14 protein-coding genes and 2 pseudogenes are annotated in these 16074 nt (G+C 58.9%); 6 read left to right on the top strand and 10 right to left on the bottom strand.

Annotated elements, in window-relative coordinates:
* Positions 1 to 167 precede the first annotated feature (167 nt).
* The gene (locus PAE68_RS09010; RefSeq protein WP_281886169.1) at positions 168 to 1229 is read left to right on the top strand and encodes a YkvI family membrane protein; all 1062 of its coding nucleotides are present in this window, start codon (positions 168 to 170) and stop codon (positions 1227 to 1229) included.
* On the opposite strand, the gene PAE68_RS09005 is transcribed toward PAE68_RS09010, so the two are convergent.
* A complete protein-coding gene (locus PAE68_RS09005; protein WP_281886167.1) occupies positions 1131 to 1631 on the bottom strand; it encodes a hypothetical protein in 501 nt (166 codons plus the stop codon). The genes PAE68_RS09010 and PAE68_RS09005 overlap by 99 nt on opposite strands.
* Positions 1632 to 1660: 29 nt before the next feature.
* Positions 1661 to 1963: a hypothetical protein gene (locus tag PAE68_RS09000; RefSeq protein WP_281886165.1), complete on the bottom strand. Its 303-nt coding sequence runs from the start codon at positions 1961 to 1963 to the stop codon at positions 1661 to 1663.
* A gap of 93 nt (positions 1964 to 2056) precedes the next feature.
* Between PAE68_RS09000 and PAE68_RS22805 the strand changes: the two are divergent.
* From PAE68_RS22805 to PAE68_RS08990, 3 genes and pseudogenes are all read left to right on the top strand, one after another.
* Positions 2057 to 2125, top strand: a pseudogene (locus PAE68_RS22805) (hypothetical protein); the annotation flags it as partial.
* A 32-nt stretch (positions 2126 to 2157) separates the two neighbouring features.
* Positions 2158 to 2274 (top strand): annotated as a pseudogene (locus PAE68_RS22800) (SDR family NAD(P)-dependent oxidoreductase); the annotation flags it as partial.
* Between the two features lie 99 nt (positions 2275 to 2373).
* Positions 2374 to 3348 carry an EamA family transporter gene (locus PAE68_RS08990; RefSeq protein WP_281886163.1) on the top strand — a complete coding sequence of 325 codons (975 nt, stop codon included), beginning with the start codon at positions 2374 to 2376 and terminating at the stop codon, positions 3346 to 3348.
* 285 nt (positions 3349 to 3633) lie between these two features.
* Here PAE68_RS08990 and PAE68_RS08985 read toward each other — a convergent pair whose 3' ends face one another.
* The 4 genes from PAE68_RS08985 to PAE68_RS08970 all read right to left on the bottom strand — a co-directional run bounded on the left by PAE68_RS08985 (position 3634) and on the right by PAE68_RS08970 (position 10017).
* The gene (locus PAE68_RS08985) at positions 3634 to 7206 is read right to left on the bottom strand and encodes an AAA family ATPase (protein ID WP_281886161.1); all 3573 of its coding nucleotides are present in this window, start codon (positions 7204 to 7206) and stop codon (positions 3634 to 3636) included.
* Positions 7203 to 8486 (bottom strand): metallophosphoesterase family protein, encoded by a 1284-nt coding sequence (locus tag PAE68_RS08980; protein ID WP_281886159.1) that lies wholly within the window; start codon positions 8484 to 8486, stop codon positions 7203 to 7205. The genes PAE68_RS08985 and PAE68_RS08980 overlap by 4 nt, the downstream gene beginning before the upstream one ends.
* The gene (locus tag PAE68_RS08975; RefSeq protein ID WP_309299319.1) at positions 8483 to 8689 is read right to left on the bottom strand and encodes a DUF4269 domain-containing protein; all 207 of its coding nucleotides are present in this window, start codon (positions 8687 to 8689) and stop codon (positions 8483 to 8485) included. The genes PAE68_RS08980 and PAE68_RS08975 overlap by 4 nt, the downstream gene beginning before the upstream one ends.
* Before the next feature lie 194 nt (positions 8690 to 8883).
* A complete protein-coding gene (locus tag PAE68_RS08970) occupies positions 8884 to 10017 on the bottom strand; it encodes a glycosyltransferase family 4 protein (protein ID WP_281886157.1) in 1134 nt (377 codons plus the stop codon).
* A gap of 166 nt (positions 10018 to 10183) precedes the next feature.
* Between PAE68_RS08970 and PAE68_RS08965 the strand changes: the two genes are divergently transcribed.
* Positions 10184 to 11332: a GGDEF domain-containing protein gene (locus PAE68_RS08965; protein ID WP_281886155.1), complete on the top strand. Its 1149-nt coding sequence runs from the start codon at positions 10184 to 10186 to the stop codon at positions 11330 to 11332.
* 89 nt (positions 11333 to 11421) lie between these two features.
* Here the strand turns inward: PAE68_RS08965 and PAE68_RS08960 are convergent, their stop codons facing one another.
* Positions 11422 to 11628, bottom strand: coding sequence for a helix-turn-helix domain-containing protein (locus tag PAE68_RS08960; RefSeq protein ID WP_281886153.1), 207 nt, complete (start codon positions 11626 to 11628; stop codon positions 11422 to 11424).
* Between the two features lie 203 nt (positions 11629 to 11831).
* Between PAE68_RS08960 and PAE68_RS08955 the strand changes: the two genes are divergently transcribed.
* Positions 11832 to 12260 (top strand): helix-turn-helix domain-containing protein, encoded by a 429-nt coding sequence (locus PAE68_RS08955; protein WP_281886151.1) that lies wholly within the window; start codon positions 11832 to 11834, stop codon positions 12258 to 12260.
* A gap of 124 nt (positions 12261 to 12384) precedes the next feature.
* On the opposite strand, the gene PAE68_RS08950 is transcribed toward PAE68_RS08955, so the two are convergent.
* The 3 genes from PAE68_RS08950 to PAE68_RS08940 are packed head-to-tail and all read right to left on the bottom strand — an operon-like array spanning position 12385 to position 16052.
* A complete protein-coding gene (locus PAE68_RS08950; RefSeq protein ID WP_281886149.1) occupies positions 12385 to 13230 on the bottom strand; it encodes a class II fructose-bisphosphate aldolase in 846 nt (281 codons plus the stop codon).
* On the bottom strand, positions 13220 to 14662 hold the full coding sequence (locus PAE68_RS08945) for a four-carbon acid sugar kinase family protein (protein ID WP_281890983.1): 1443 nt from the start codon (positions 14660 to 14662) through the stop codon (positions 13220 to 13222). The genes PAE68_RS08950 and PAE68_RS08945 overlap by 11 nt, the downstream gene beginning before the upstream one ends.
* 43 nt (positions 14663 to 14705) lie before the next feature.
* Complete coding sequence (locus PAE68_RS08940) at positions 14706 to 16052, bottom strand: GntP family permease (protein ID WP_281886147.1); 1347 nt, start codon at positions 16050 to 16052, stop codon at positions 14706 to 14708.
* Positions 16053 to 16074: the final 22 nt, after the last annotated feature.

Below are 16074 nucleotides of genomic sequence, written 5' to 3'. Positions count from 1 at the left end.
GCTCCAGCATTCGATTTCGTAAGGCGCCCGCCTCCCAAGAGACAAGACAAGTTCCATTGTAGCAGAAAACCGATCATTTCCCAACCATATTGAATCAGTCATGAGGCTTGACCGAGGCTCATACGTTGTAAGTATACAAGCCGTGCCAAGGAGGGTACTTACAGCTAATGAAAAAATTAGGAAGCACCCTGAAGGTGAGCTTTACCTATATCGGTACAGTCATTGGTGCGGGGTTTGCCACCGGTCAGGAAATATTGCAGTTTTTCACCCGATACGGTTCAGCAGCTGTCATAACGATTGGGATCGCAACCTTCTTCTTCACCTGGATCGGCATTAAGCTCATGCTGCTGGCGAGCGAGACGAACGCCAAGTCGTACGAGGATCTGAACCGACTGCTGTTCGGGGCCAAAATCGGAGACGCCGTCAGCCTGCTGACGCTCATCTCGCTGTTCGGCGTATGCACCGTCATGCTCGCGGGCGGAGGCTCTCTGTTCTCGGAGCAGCTCGGACTGCCGTATCAGCTCGGGCTCTTGTTCACCATGATCGCCGCATACGTCGTGCTCATTCGCGGGATGGATGCGATTATGGCAGTCAACAGCGTCATCGTACCGATGATGGCGGTGTTCAGCATCTCCATCGTCTGGTATTCTGCGCACACGCCCGGTGCAATGAACTGGCTGACGCTCGATACCGCCTACTCCCCACTGCGGGTATGGTTCTCCCCGTTCCTGTATGCCGCCTTCAACCTGACGATGTCACAGGCTGTGCTTGTGCCGCTCGGGGTGAAGATCAAGGATCGGAGCACGATCGTATGGGGCGGCGTCATTGGTGGAATTACGATTGGCCTCATGCTTATGGCGTTGCACTACGCTCTTTCGTCACAGATGCCTAGCATTTTACAGTATGACATCCCGATGGCGACGATTCTGGAATCGATCGGTACGCTGCTGCAATGGCTGTTCCTGCTCGTCATCTACGGCGAAATATTTACGACGCTCATCGCTGACGTCTACGGCTTATGCCTTCAGCTGGAGCAACGGATCGGTGTGGCGTACCAGGTGCTGCTGCCGATCATCCTGGTGCTCAGCTACGCGGGCAGCCAGTTCGGCTTCAAGACGCTCATCTCATACCTATACCCGCTCTTCGGCATGCTTAGCGTCGCTTGGCTCGTCCTGATCGTCTTCCATCGCAGCAGCGCTCCCCCGCTGAACCGGGCGCACCATCGATAGGACGACGGCGAACCGTACCGTCAGCATGAAGCAGGCTGCAAGAACGAAGACGAAGCCGCACAGCAGGTAAGCCAGATGATAGGGCGGGAATGATTCCGAGTCACGAATGACGGCAACGAGGTCCGTCCACAGGAACAGTCCCCCCACAGCGAGCAAGGCGAGCACCGCATAATCGAAGTACGTCCAGCGCAGCAGCAACGGCGCAAGCTCCCGCAAGCTCGCCATGACGGTGAAGGGAGCTTGTGAAGCGGTACGCTCATCGGACGGCGCGTCGTCCCCCTCCTTACTTCTCTTCACGCTAGTCACGACGGTCCACGCGAGAAGCACCGCAGAGGCTGTCACAGCAAGTCCGGTCACCCCGGCCACGATAGCTAGAAAAATCATCATAACGTTCGATAACACCTGCTTTCTTCCTATGTATCCTTCGTCGACTATGACTGCCTCGCAAGCAGCTGCACAGCCCATACGAACAAGGCAAACAGAGCAGCGGGCATCGCGAGCAATACAGCCAGCAGCACTCGATGACCGCGAGGCACAGGCGCAGGCGTCCACAGCTGCTGCTCAAGCAGCCGCTTCATGCGCTGTAAGACGGACTTCGCTCGCATGAAGCCTGAACCGCTAGTCGGTGCCGAGGACGAGTCTTCAGCATCGGGTCTTGCGGATGGTACAATCTTGTGCTGCTTCCAGCCGGTATGATACGTCATCTCTCGCGTCTTGCGAGTTTCCGTGTCCAAAAACGAGCACCTCCGGCAAACGTATGGTATTCTATAATAGTAGGGACAACCCGGGAAAAAAGCAACGGTTTATACGTAAAGAGGTGACGAAAAATGACGAAGGTAGCCGCAATTACCGGGGGCGCCCAAGGCATCGGAAAAGCGATTGCACTCGCATTTGCTGAACGGGGCTATGAGGTATGTGTCGCCGACATCGATCGCGAGGCGGGGGCTCGATTATCCATATCGCCTCCACCCGTGCGCTCATGTCGGAGCCGCTTACCGAGGCGTATGCCGCCTCCAAGGGCGGGCTGCTCGCCCTCACTTTGGCGGGTGGGCAAGCAAGCCGGCTTGATAACCGGACAAAATTCAATCATTGACGGCGGTATGACTGTCAAAATGATTTACGAAGAGTGAGGGATATTGGCATCATGTGGTTTATACTAGCTGCCGCTTCGGCTGCGTGCTTCGGCCTGCGCGGCATATTGTACAGATGGTCCTCCAAGCAGACCTTGAATCGGAATTTGATGCTGCTTGGTGTATATACGTCGGGAATGATCATAACCTTCATAGCCGCACTGGCGCTGCAGCAGCCCTGGACACCTGCCGTATGGCTTGGCGTATTGCTCGGGCTGTTCTCTTTTGTCGCGAACGGTTCGATGTATAAGGGGTATTCAGTCGGGAAAACATCGCTGATCGCCATGTTCTCCGGCCTGCCGCCGGTCGTCGTCGCCCTGCTGGCGTTCGTCGTATGGGATGAACGGCTAAGCTACGGTCAGCTGGCGGCATTCGTCATCATAATGTCTGGTCTCTTGCTCGTGCGCTACTCGAATGACTTGTCACTGCGCAACCTGCAGGGCGCCCAATGGGGCGTACTGACGATGCTGTTCTTCGGCCTCACCGACTTCATGACGAAGGTGGCCACGAATTATGAAGCGCCTGTACTTCCGGTGCTCAGCGTCATGTTCGCCACAGGGGCGCTTCTATTCGGAGCCGTCTGGCTCGTCGGCTTGCGCAAGGAGCGTGCCGTGCTCGCCCAGCTGGAGCAAGCGCAGCGCGAGCTGGCAGCAGGTGTCGCAGAGCATACACGCACCGATTCGCTGGAGTCTGCCAGCTTGCAGCCGCAGCTGAATGAATCGGCTCCAACACAGCAAGCCGCCTGGTCGCTACGCCGAACGATGCTCTGGGGCATGGTTGTCGGCTTGACGAATACAGGCGGCATGCTATTCGCGATGCCGGCCTTCCAGCTCGGCGTCACAGGTCTAGTGTCCGTTATTATCGCTTCGAACGTTGTCATGGTCATGCTGTACGCTCGATTTGTACTGAAGGATGTGTTCACCCGTACTGAAACGTACGGCCTCATCCTCGGTTTATCCGGTATCGTCCTGTTGAAGCTCGTCTCTTAACGCGCTGTCTCTGCGCTGTTGTCCCGTGCTAGCCTCCTGAAATAACAGGTTCCCTACGTATCGGAAGATGTTATGGCAAGCCTCGAATTTGGCGCAGCCAAATTGAGGGCCTTCCTTGATATGACTTCTCCTGAAGGTGCCGTGCTAGCCTCCTGAAATAACAGGTTCCCTATGTATCGGAAGATGTTATGGCAAGCCTCGAATTTGGCGCAGCCAAATTGAGGGCCTTCCTTGATATGACTTCTCCTGAAGGTGCCGTGCTAGCCTCCTGAAATAACAGGTTCCCTACGTATCGGAAGATGTTATGGCAAGCCTCGAATTTGGCGCAGCCAAATTGAGGGCCTTCCTTGATATGACTTCTCCTGAAGGTGCCGTCCTAGCGGCATGGAGCTGTACGATCGGTTCATCCGGCAGAAGGCGTCTGTACGCCTCGCAGACGTGCCGATGGCACGTGAAGAGCAGCAGCTGACCCCGGCTCGACGCCTGCTTCAGCAGCTCGATCCCGCAGGCTAGACGCGCCTCGTCGAAGTTGACGAACAGGTCGTCCATGACGACTGGCAGACGGACCCCGGCGGAGGCGAATTCATCCACGAGTGCAAGCCGTATGCTGATGTACAGCTGCTCGGCGGTGCCCCGGCTTAGCCGCACCGTATCGACCAGCTGTCCATCCGGCAGCTCGGCCAAGACGCGCTGCTCGCCGACCGGTGCAACCGCCCGCGTATAGCGCCCTTCCGTTAGCGAAGCAAAATAGTGCGAAGCCCTTTGCATGACGAAGGGCTGTTTGTCTTGCTCGAACGTTCGCTTCGTCCGCTCGAGCAGTGCGCTCGTCAACCCAAGCACCGCCCATCTGCGGCTGAGCTGCTTCACCTCGGCACGGCACAGCTCTACCTCCTGCAGCCGGCTCGCATGCGTGCTGCCGTCCGCCAGCTGCTCCAGCTCATACTTGACCCGGCTACGCGCCTCGTGCAGCTCGGCAAGCCGCCTCGACTCTTCCACAATGCTGCCCTTCACCTGGCTACGCTCCGTCTCGAGCTGCTCGGCTGTATACTGCCGCAGCCGCGCCGCCTCCTGCTCCCACGAATCCCCAAGCAGCATCCGCAGCGCCGTCATCTCGTGACGGCGCTCCTCGCGCAGCGTCCGCTGCCGCTGCGCCTCGGCGCACCGCCTGCGCAGCAGCTGCGCCGCGCCTGCGCCTGCTGCGGCGTCATCGGCGACGCCGCAGCTCGCATAGAGCGCCGCGCGCCGCGCCATCGCGCGCTCGCGCTGCTCGCCGAGCCGCGCAGCCCCGCGCCGCAGCTCGGCGAGGCGCTCGCGGCGCAGGGCGCGCGCCCGCATGCGCTCGCGGGCGCGCTCTGCGCCTTCGCGCCACGCCCGCAGCGCGGCGGCAGGCTCGCGGGCTGCGCGCGGCCCGAGGCGCGCACCGACGGCCGCAGCGAAGCCGGCCGTCTCGCGTCCGAGCGCGGCCGCGTGCGCCTCGGCGCGGCGCAGCCGCTCGCGCTCGGCCGCCGCCGCTTCGGCGAGCCGCAGCAGCTCGAGCGCCGCGTCCGGCGTCGCGGCGTCCGGCAGCGCCTGGCTGCGCAGCCAGGCGCACCAGCGCGCCGCCAGCGGCCCGGCGGCGCGCTGGTGCCGCTGCTGCCGCTCGCGCAGCGCGGCAAGCCGCTCAGCGGCTCGCAGGCGTGCTGCGAGCCGTGCCTCGCGCGCGCGCAGCCGCTGGGCGAGATCCTCGAGCCAAGGCTCGAGGATCTCGGGCGGCAGCGGCTGCCGCGCGCCAGGCGCTCCCGGCTCGGCCGACGCACCAGCGGCCGGGCCGGGAGCGGCGAAGCCGAGCCGCGCGAGCTGGGCGAGCGCGGCTGTAAGCTGCGCCGCCAGCTGCGCGGCGTGCGCCGCGAGCGGCGCCAGCGACTGCGCAGCTGTCTCAGTCTCCGCCAGCTCGGTCGCCGCCATCACCAACGCTGTCGCCTTCGTCTTTTTCTCCGCTACCTCTGTCGCCGCCATCACCGACGTAGACGTCTTAATCTTTATCCCCGCCAGCTCCGACGCTGTCGCCTTCGTCTCTCTCTCCAGCGTCGAAGTCGTTACATCATGCGCATAAGGACGCTGACTGCGACTGCTCCCACGGCTTCTGCTACGCCCCCTATTACGCTGTCGGCTGTACCAGAAACGTACCGTCTCTGCGATGCTGCCACCTAGCAGCAGCACCATCGCGACGAGCGCAGCCAGCGGCTCACCTAACACATACAGCGCTGCGGGCAGCACGAGCGTGAGCGCATACAGCGTCGCAAGCAGTGCGATACTCGGCTCCTTCATGCTCGCATACGCAGAGTCCGATTGTCGCTTATCCCCACCGCCAAGCTGCTCCAGATCGTACAGCCGCTGCCGGGCATGCCGCGCTTCCCTCAGCGCTTCCTTCCAGCTCGACAGAAGCTGACCCGCTCGAGCCAGCTCCGCTAATGCAGAAGAAGCCGTCTGCTGCTCCTGAAGCAGCTCATCATACATCACCCGCTCGCTCTCGATGAGCGCCTGTAGGCCAGCCTCTTCTCTTTCCTCGAAGTCACCTGACTGCTCCTCTAGCTCCGTAGAACCCGAAAGCAAGCGCAGCTCCGGCGCCTCCTCGAACAGACGCCGTTCCTCCTCGCCCAGCAGCACCTCCTCCTGCCTCCAGCTGCTCCACTGCTCGCGGTAAGCCATAACCTCCTCCCGCAGCACCACAGTCGCCTCTATACGGTCGAGCTGCTCTTCTGTCCAGCCTGAGCCCAGCTGTCTCAGCAGAATACTCAGCTGTCCACGAAGACGACCTGCCTCCTGCTCGGCCTGCTCCCGTTGACGCTCGTTCTCCTCGAAGCTGGCGGCCCGCTCGGCATAGCCTGCAAGCTCCGTTTCATGCTCCAGCAGCCGCGCCTCTTCCTCCTCATCAGCCTCCAGCACCACAAGCTCGGCCTCGCACTCTCGGATAAGCAACGCCAGCTCGGCCAGCTCGCACTCGAGCGTGTGCAGCTCAGCTTCAAGCGCCTCGTCGCGCGCCAGCGCATCCTCCGGTACATCAGACAGCGACTCCGGAAGCTGCTCCAGCTCATCTTCGATGACCGCAAGCCGCATCACATGAGGTCTTGCATCGATACAGCGCTCCACATAAGCCGCCTTCTGTCTTGCCCGCTCCAGCGCCTCCTCCAGCTGTACCAGCTGCCTGCCTAGAAGCTCTCCCTGTGACACAAGCTGCTCATAGTGTCCAGCCTGCTCCATGCTCTCAACGAGCCGCTTCTGCGCCGCCTGCAGCTTGACGAGCAGCTGGTTGACGAGCGGTGAACGACCTCTAGGCTTGTACAGCTGCTCCTGCTCTTGCGTCAGCTTGCGCTCCGCCTGACGAATGACCGTCCCCGGTACGCCGAGTCCAGCACTATACAAATAGCCGCTGACCTCCTCGCTATTCATCGTCCCAAGCTCCTGCAGCTCCGTAAGTCCGAAGGCGAATAGACTACGGTACAGCTCAGCGGTCAAGCCTCCTGTAAGCTCCCTCAGCTCGCGTTCCCCGCCTGTTCGTCCGTCTTCATACGTAAGCACCGCTTCGCCAGAGGCGCGTCCACGACCTTCTCCCCCGCGGTCCCACCGCTCCAGCCGAATACGTCTGCCTTCCTCATCGATGAAGGTCAGACTTCCCCCTTGCACGACAGACGGCTCTGGGGCATAGGCGGTCTGCGCATGCTTCGGCGGGAAGCCGAAGAGCATCGCTCGAATAAAGCCGAGCGTCGTGCTCTTCCCTGCTTCATTCGGACCGTACACGAGCGTCATCGGACGGTCCAGCTCTACGACGACTTGACGAAGTGCTCCGAACGCGCTGATGTCGATCCGTACAAGCTTCATTCCGATCCCCCCGTTTCCACTTCCGGCAGCAGCAGATGGAGCGCCAGCTCCTCAGCCTCCTTCAATAGCTCCAGCAGCTCCTCCCTTGTGCCATCCGACCACTCCGCCGACAAAGCAGAATGTGTGTGCAGCGGCGCAAGCGCTTCCTGCGAGAACGACTCCAGCTCTGCGCCATTCTCAGCCACTCTCAACCCTTCGGCAAACCGTAGCAGCTCTCCGACAAAGCCGGACTGAGCGGCAAGCGCCTCCCGATCAACGAGCACTCCGGTCCGATCGTACAAGCCTTCGACCCAGACCGGCCCGCCCTGCTCCCGAAGGAGCATCGTCAGCTCATGCAAAGCGCCCGGACGGCGCAGCATCCGGTGCAGCGCCCCCCTTCCTGTTAGCGTCAGCCGCAGCATAACGGAATGTCCGTCTGAGCTCTCCTCCGCCGCCTGCACGGCCTCCTCCAGCGCCTCCTTCAGCTGCTGCTCCGATTCCAGACCGGCGATCGACAGCTCGGCCTGCTCCCACCGCCAGCTGTCCAGCGCATGGAACGTTAACGCAGCCTCCCCGCCAGCATTCACATCGACTACATAACAGCCCTTGGCCCCCTGCTCACGAATATGGCGTCCCTGTATATTGCCTGGATAGACGACCCAAGGCCGTTCATGCAGCACACGCCGCGTATGGACGTGACCGAGCGCCCAATAATCGATGCCGCGTCCGAGCAGGTCCGACAGTCGGCAAGGCGCATAATTGCCATGCTCGCCATTGCCGTCCACATTCGTGTGCAGCAGCGCGATCTCGAACAGTCCTTGGTCACCTAGGCCGCGGTAGCCCAGCGCAAGATTGTCCTTCACCGCGGCATGGGCGAACGACATCCCCGACACTCTTGCCAGCGGCTCGCCGCCAGCCGCTCGGACGATGACACTCTCCACAGCCTCGCAGCCGAAGACGGTTACCGTATCGGGAACCTTCAGTGAAGCGGTATACCCGTCCTGCATCGGATCATGGTTACCATGGATAAGCAGCACCTGTATCCCTTCAGCCGCCAGCTTCTCGAAGCATTGCTGCAGACGGAGCTGCGCGCGCAGCGAGCGCTCCTTCGCATCGTAGATGTCCCCCGCCAGCACGATGAAATCGACTCGCTCCTGCACAGCCAGCTCCACGAGCCGATTAAGCGCCTGCAGCGTCGAATCACGAACTGCATCGCGAAGCCGCTCAGGTAATCCCGTCAACCCCTTGAATGGACTGTCCAGATGAAGATCTGCCGCATGTATGAACCGGAACGGTCTCATATGCGATCCACCTCCCCAGCTGTCAGACCGAGCTGCTCTTCAAGCTCCAGCAGCGCATCGTACGGGTCGCCGGACAAGCCAAGTAGTTGAGCAAAGGCGGGCTCTGTCTTCGTTCCCTGCTCCTTCCGAAGCTCCGTAATCGCACGGAACGATCGACGCTGTACCTCTGTGCCTTCTTGCAAATATCGGATCAACTTAAACAACACAGCCGCCCCCTTCCACCAACCTACCACCCCTATATTATAGAACGCGCGTTCGCAGTTGGCAAACGTAGTGAAGCGCAAGTTTCCCCATAAGAAAAAAGCCCTGCTTAAACAAGCAAGACTTCCACTTATGACTGAATATTAGCTACAACGCACCATGAGCTAGAAAGCTGACGGTAGAACTCCTGTAACGTCTACGGTCGCTCCACCCGATACGTCCGATACACATTGCGCAGCTGCTGCGCGACGCGGGACATCGAGTACGACTTCAGCGCCTTCTCGAGGGCGACGCGGGACAGCTGGTAGCGGTACATCGGATCGCTAATTACCTTCTCCAAGGCGACGGATAAGGCGCCGACATCATCAACAGGCACGAGCAGCCCGTTCACGCCGTGCTCGATCTGCTCGGCAATGCCTCCGACGTTCGTTCCGACGACAGCGAGGCCGCACAGCGCCGCTTCCGCGAAGACGGAGCCGAACGATTCCGCCCGCGACGGCAGCACGAAGACGTCGAAGAACGGCATGAAGTCCTCCGGATGAAGCATGTAGCCGTAGAAGATCGTCTCCTCATACAGATCGAGCTGAACGGCCAGCTGCTCCAGCTCGGTGCGGATCGGACCGTCGCCGATCAGATGCAGCACGAACTTGTGCCCCTTCTTCTTCAGCTCCGCACACGCGTGAAGCAGCGTGTCGAGCCCCTTGGCCGGCACGAGTCGGCATACCGAGATGAGCTGCGGCACCTTCGTATCATGCTGCACAGGACGGAACCGCTTCTCGTCGAAGCCGTTCGGGATGACGCCAATGCGCTCCGGCTCCTGCACGTAGTCGGACAAATATTTTTTGAACGAATTGGAGACGGTAATCAGCTGATCAACATGCTCCTCCAGCTCGCCGTAGAGCGACGTCAGGAACTGATGCTCCGGACCGTTCTCCTCGATCCTCCCATTGAGGATCAGCTCCTTCTCATAGCTGGAGTGCACCGTCATGAGCACCGGCGTATCGGGAAACACCCGCTTCATCACGAGCGCCGCAATCGGATGATGGGCATGAATGAGATCGTACGATTTCTGAATACGCAGCTTCGTCCACCACGTATAGTCCTTGAACGTCTGGATATATTTATCAACCATCGGTTGGCCTGCGTACTGCGTCCAGTCGAAGGTCGTAAAGCTCACGTCCTCCGAGCCCTTGTTCCGAATACGCTTGGGCAGAGAGAACAGCTCCATCTCCCAGCCACGCTTATTGAAGCGGTCCAGCAAGTACGGTACCATCGAAGATACACCGCCCGGCTGCTCCGGTGGAAAAAACAACGCTTGAAGCACTCGCATAATAGGTAGGTCCCCTGTCTTTCATAGTTGTTGACGCACATCTGGCACAGTCTACTACAGTCTCTATCATCCTATCAGTTATATAAACATTCGACAAGACTTCCTGTGCGAATATAGGTTTGGTATAATGTGTCGAGAAATGGTTAATGACGGAGGCTTGTTTCCATTGAATGATACATTGACGCTGTCCTCGATACTACTAGAACCTACCGGCGCGGTGTGGATGTACTCCATGCTTCTTGTGATGATCGCGATGACAATGCTCGTGTCGATTCGCCTGCTCTTCACCCGGCGCAAGATTGGGTACTTCTCGATGATCGTCGCGCTGGCCCTGCTTCTCGTTCAATATGTGCTGCTGATCGCCCGAGCCTGGACGCCAGAGCTGACCGAGGATGAAATATTCGCAGCGCTGCTGCTCAAGGCGTTCGCCTTCGTCATGCTGAATGTCGGCATATTCCAGCTCTACAACCCGACGCGCAAGCGCGATATCACGCTGTTCCTCCTGTTCGTCATCGCGACCGCCGCCGTAGCGTCCACGTATTGGCTCGCACCCGAATGGCTGCAGAGCGGCGACATCCATATTCATCTGCTTCGCCCGCTTGGGCTGGAGCTGTATATGTTTATCCTCATCTTCTTAAGCTTCATTATCGTCAACCCGCGTATCGGCCAGAATGGCAAATACCAGACAATGCTGACCGTTTCCTTCATCCAGCAGACGCTGCACATGGCCAACCTGTATATATTCAACGACAGCCAGCCTGTCCTGCAGCTGCTGGAGCGAATGGCTCCATTCGCCCTGCATATGGTTCTGTTCCTGTTCATCTTCGAGCGGGTCATTGAGATCATGCAGGCGATCTATACGTCATCAATTACCGACAGCTTGACCAAGCTGTATAATCGTAAATATTTCGACAATCGTCTCCGGTCTGCACTGCAGCAGCGTCATCCGGTATCCGTTCTGTTCAGCGACATCGATAATTTCAAGAAGCTCAATGATACGAAGGGGCATCATATGGGCGATCAAGTGCTGCGTCAGGCCGCTCAAATTATCATGGAGGAAACGGGTGAAGCAGGCACCTGCGGCCGGTACGGCGGCGAGGAGATGGTCGTGCTCGTGACCGACCCCGACGTGCTCCCCGAGGAGCTGGCCGAGCGAATACGTGCACGCATCGAGCAGGAGACCATTGTGACCGTGAGCATGGGCTACAGTGTATTCAAGAAGGGCATCCACGCCGAGGAGCTGATCCAGCAGGCCGATGAAGCGATGTACAAGGCGAAGACGTCGGGTAAGAACAAGGTCATCGGCTGGAGCTGACCGACTACCGTTAAGCGCCATTCGCATTAAAAAGTAAACCAGAGCTGTGTGCAGCTCTGGTTTTTTTGAACCTGTAACCTATAGTCATGCTACTTCAGCTCGAACAGCTCCTCGAACGGCTGCTCCAGCGCCTCGCACAGCCGCTTCGCCGCTCCGGGACCGATCGACTTCATGGATCGTTCCAGCAAGCTGACATAGGCGAAGCTTAAGCCGGTCCGCCTTGCAAGCTCTCTTTGCGTCAAGCCCATAATGATACGTGCCTTCATTACTGCGTTCGTCTTAGCGATCACCTTCATCTTACAAATACCTCCAAAACAATCGTTTGTTCCCATTATATAAAGATTCATTCACTATTGCAATCTATTTATTTCACTCTTGTTAACATAGTTGTACTTGCCCACATTTACTGATAATATAAAAACATTAACCAAGATTTACCTAACGCAGGCAATCCATGCTTCAAGAAATGCTTATACTGATTACTTAGTAGGTGTGATCCATGTTGTTCTATCAGCAGCTCAAGGATATGCGCAAGCTAAAAGGATTTACGATTCGCGAGCTTGCCGACCGGTCCGGCGTTTCCGCCGCGTACATCTCGCAAATTGAGAACGGCAACCGTGGCGTACCCTCGCCCGATGTTCTGATGAAGCTATCAGAGGGACTGAATACACCATACCCCGAGCTTATGAGAATTGCCGGGTATATGGAGCCTAAGGAGGCGGCGTCCGCTCCGAGCAGTCCAGACAGACCGCGTGTCAATTTGCGCAGGCTGTTGCAAGAGAACGAGCTTCACTTCGACGGCGTTGCGCTGTCCGAGCTGGATAAGGAATGGATCGAGCGAGTACTGACCGCAATGTTTTGGCGCGAAAAGCATAAGCGAAGCAATGAAGCGGAAGTCTCTCAGCCGAAGGGCCCAGAAGGCGAATAAAGCCTACAAGCACAGCTTGCAATCGCCCATTCCGCACCGTATGATGCGCTGTAATGTCAAAAGTCCGGCTCCCCATCATGACGATGGTGTGCCGGACTTTTTACATTTACGATAATGAGGGGAATCAACGCTTATGCGCCAGAAGTCGGACGAACCTCGCCATAACAGGCACCATCGACTGCTGCATGCTCTCCATAATCGTCGACAGATGCGCTCTGTGGAAGGCAGGCTGTTGTGCAGCTTCCACTAAGTACGCCACCGCTGCCATCGATACTTCCGTATTGACGTTGACCTTACAGATGCCTGCACGGATCGCCTCGGTAAGTACGTCATCAGGCGTCCCCGAGCCGCCATGCAGCACGAGCGGCACAGACACCGCCTCACGGATACGTCCGAGCAGCTCTAGATTAATATTCGGTTCACCTGTGTACATCCCGTGCACCGTACCGATGGACGCCGCGAGGAAATCGACACCCGTCTCGGCGACGAATCGTTGAGCAGACGCCGGGTCTGTCAACGTGCCGTCTCCCTCCTCCTCGTCGGAGAAGTCGCCTCTAGCGACGGAGCCGATCTCCGCCTCGACGGACACACCCGCCATATGCGCGAGCTCGACGAGCTCCTTCGTGCGGCGAATGTTCTCGGCAAGCTCATACTTCGAGCCATCGTACATGACCGAGGTGAAGCCGCTGCGAATCGCGCGGACGATCGACGCCTTCTCATAGGCATGGTCGAGATGCAGAGCTACAGGCACGTTCGCCTTCGCGGCAATCGCCTGCACGAGCGCAGCGAACCCTTCCACATCGACCGTTGGGAAATATCGTTCGCCCAGCGCGATTATGACCGGACGCTCCTCCTGCTCAGCGACACGTACCGCCGCCTGCACCGTCTCGAGACTGTAGACGTTGAACGCGGCTACCGCTGTCTTCTCCTGCTGTGCGGCGAGGAGCAGCTGCTTCGTATTACAGAGCATCGGCTGCGCCTCCCTTCCTCGTGCCGTCCAGCAGCTCCACCGTCTCCCGCAGCGTCGTCGTCGCACCGACATTGCCCGGGAAGATGATGTATGCGATGCCGGGGAATCGGCTCTCCGCACCTGTCAGCCATACCGGGATGCCCGGCTTGATCTGCCCGGCGACGGTCGCTCTCTGAACCAAGAGCCCCTTCGTCCCGATCTCGCTCGACGTAATGCCGCCCTTCGCCACGATATAGCTCGGGCGGACCTGCAGACGCTCGACGATGCTCGTCACCGAATCGGAGATTCGGAGCGATTGCTTCAGCTCCTCCTCCTGCTTGCCCTCGCCCAGATCGAGCCGCTCCCGTCTTGTGTACACCGTCACGGTGCGACCAGCTGCTATCAGGCGTTCGACCTCAGCGATGACGCGATCGACCTCAGCTGCGAATCGATCTGGCTCGACGACCAGATGGCTGTCCAGCTGGACGAACGTAATGTCCGTACACTTCTGCAGCTCCGCCAGCTGCTCGGTCGTCTTCTTCACATGAGAGCCGACGAGAATCAAGCCTCCGTGGCCATTGTCCTCGCGGATAAGCTCCTCTCTGGTAAGCAATGGCTTGTCGCTGACGCCGCCGATCACCTTCGTGAACGCCGCCGCGCTGCGGAAGATGAACGTCTTGCCCTGCTTCATCGCGCGAACTAACGCCGTCGTGAATACGGCGACATCGGTATCGTCAACTGCATTGACGATCACCTTCTGGAAGTCGCGCACGTCCATGAGCTGACGGGATATGCCTTCCACATTGCGCGCCCGCAGGTCCTCCAGCGTAATGTAGGTGGCGTCTGCCGCCTTGTAGCGACCCGCCGACTTCTCCTCGACCCACTGACCGAGGTGCGACGACGTATAGCCGAACGTCCGATCCTTCGCGAATTCCGTCTCGCCAGCCGGCACGAGCTCCTCTCCCTGCTGCACATAATGAATGTTATCTATCGTATACCGTCCCCCTTCTCGGAAAAAAGGAACGATCACCTCGCCATCGAAGCGCATCGCAAGCCGCTCCTCAAGTGTGCTCTTCAGCGTCTCCGTCTCGAGGGGATAGTGGCCGCGCAGCGTCGAATCACCGCGGCTGACGAGCAGGAACGGCTGGCTCCGCTTCTTCGATACGAGAGCTAAGTTCTCGGCTATTGTGCGATGCACCGCCTCGCTCTCACTGGCGATCATCCCGCGGGAGTTCGTCAGGATGAAGAACATCGACTGCGGCTCGGCGAACCCTTGCTCGAGACTGTCGACCGACCAATCGGTGTACACGGATACACCGTGTACCGTCTGAACACCTGTCGGATCGTCGTCGAGGACGACGATCTTGGACTTGAAGTCGTGCAGCTCCTTCGCCAGCGCTTCATATACGAGGCTGCGGTCAACAGCTGGCAGGCTGCCGAGTACTTCCTTCATGCTTTTCGTAACCGTATTCACAGCTTACGCCTTCCCTTCTATATTAGATCCCTGGCAAGATGCCACTGAACAGACTGAATACGTACACGGTGGCGAGCGCGGTCAAGCCTGCGATGAACCCGCCGAGCGTCCAGGCGCGGAGCGTCTGGGTGACCGTTAATTTGCCGAAGCGGCTGACGACCCAGAAGCCGGAGTCATTCGGCAGCGACAGCCCGATACCGCCTGCGCAGATCGCAAGACCGAGCAAGATCGGGGATACGCCGAGCTCGCCGATCATCGGTCCGAGAATGCTCGACGTCGTCACGAGCGCGACCGTCGCCGAGCCAAGTGACGCCCGCAATATTTGCGAGAAGACGAAGGCAAGTAACAGAATCGGAATACTCAGCCCCTGCATGCTCTGGATCAAGTAATCGCCGATGCCGCTCTTGTTAATGACTGCGCCGAACGCACCGCCTGCGCCAGTGATCAAGATGATGATACCTGCCGAGTTGATCGCCTCCGCGTAGAGGCTCGAATATTTCTCCGAAATATACGGTCGAAGCGCTGCAATCGCGACGATTGTACTGATGAGCAAGGCAATATTTTTATCCCCAACGAAGCCGAAGAACGATGCAATCGCTGTACCTGGCCAGATCAGCTTGGAGATCGTGTTCAACAGAATGAGTACAATCGGCAGGCACAGCATCGCGAACGACAGTGCGGTGCTGATCTCCTTCCTCGGCTGGGCAGCATCCGTTGCTACCTCCACCACTTCAATGTCGCCAGAGTGCTTCAGCCGCTTGCCGATGAAGGAGCCGTACAGGAAGCCGCCGACGAGCGTCGCAGGAATGGAGCACAGCACCCCGTAGATGATGAACAGTCCGAGGTCGGCCCCCGTGTTCTCCGCTACAACGAGCGGTCCCGGTGTCGGTGCGACCATGTTGTGTGAGACGATCAAGCCAACGCCGAGCGACGTGACGAACGTCATGACGGCGATGCCCGTCTTCGACGCCAGACTTTTGACCAGACCGCTCAAGATGACGAACGCCGCATCGAAGAACACCGGAATCGAGACGATCGTTCCTGTCAAGCCAAGACCTGCAGGAGAGGCCTTCGGGCCGAACGCCTTAAGCACCGCCTGCGCGATCTTCTCCACAGCGCCCGAGGCCGCGAGGAACTGACCGAAGATGACGCCAAGACCGATCAAGATGCCGACGCCCGCGAGCGTATTGCCGAAGCCGGTCGTGACGATGCCGGGAATGTCCTTCAGCGGCATGCCGATGACGAGCGCTGTCGCGAAGGCGACGAGAATGAGGGATAAGAACGGCTCGATTCTCACCTTAAGAATGAGGAAGAACAGCGCCGCAAGCGCCAGCACGAATATAACAATTAATAGTGGACCTGTTACCATAGCTGATCGATGCTCCTTTATG

The organism is Paenibacillus sp. YYML68 (assembly GCF_027923405.1).
GTDB lineage: Bacteria > Bacillota > Bacilli > Paenibacillales > NBRC-103111 > Paenibacillus_G.
This window is presented reverse-complemented; position numbering and strand designations above follow the sequence as displayed.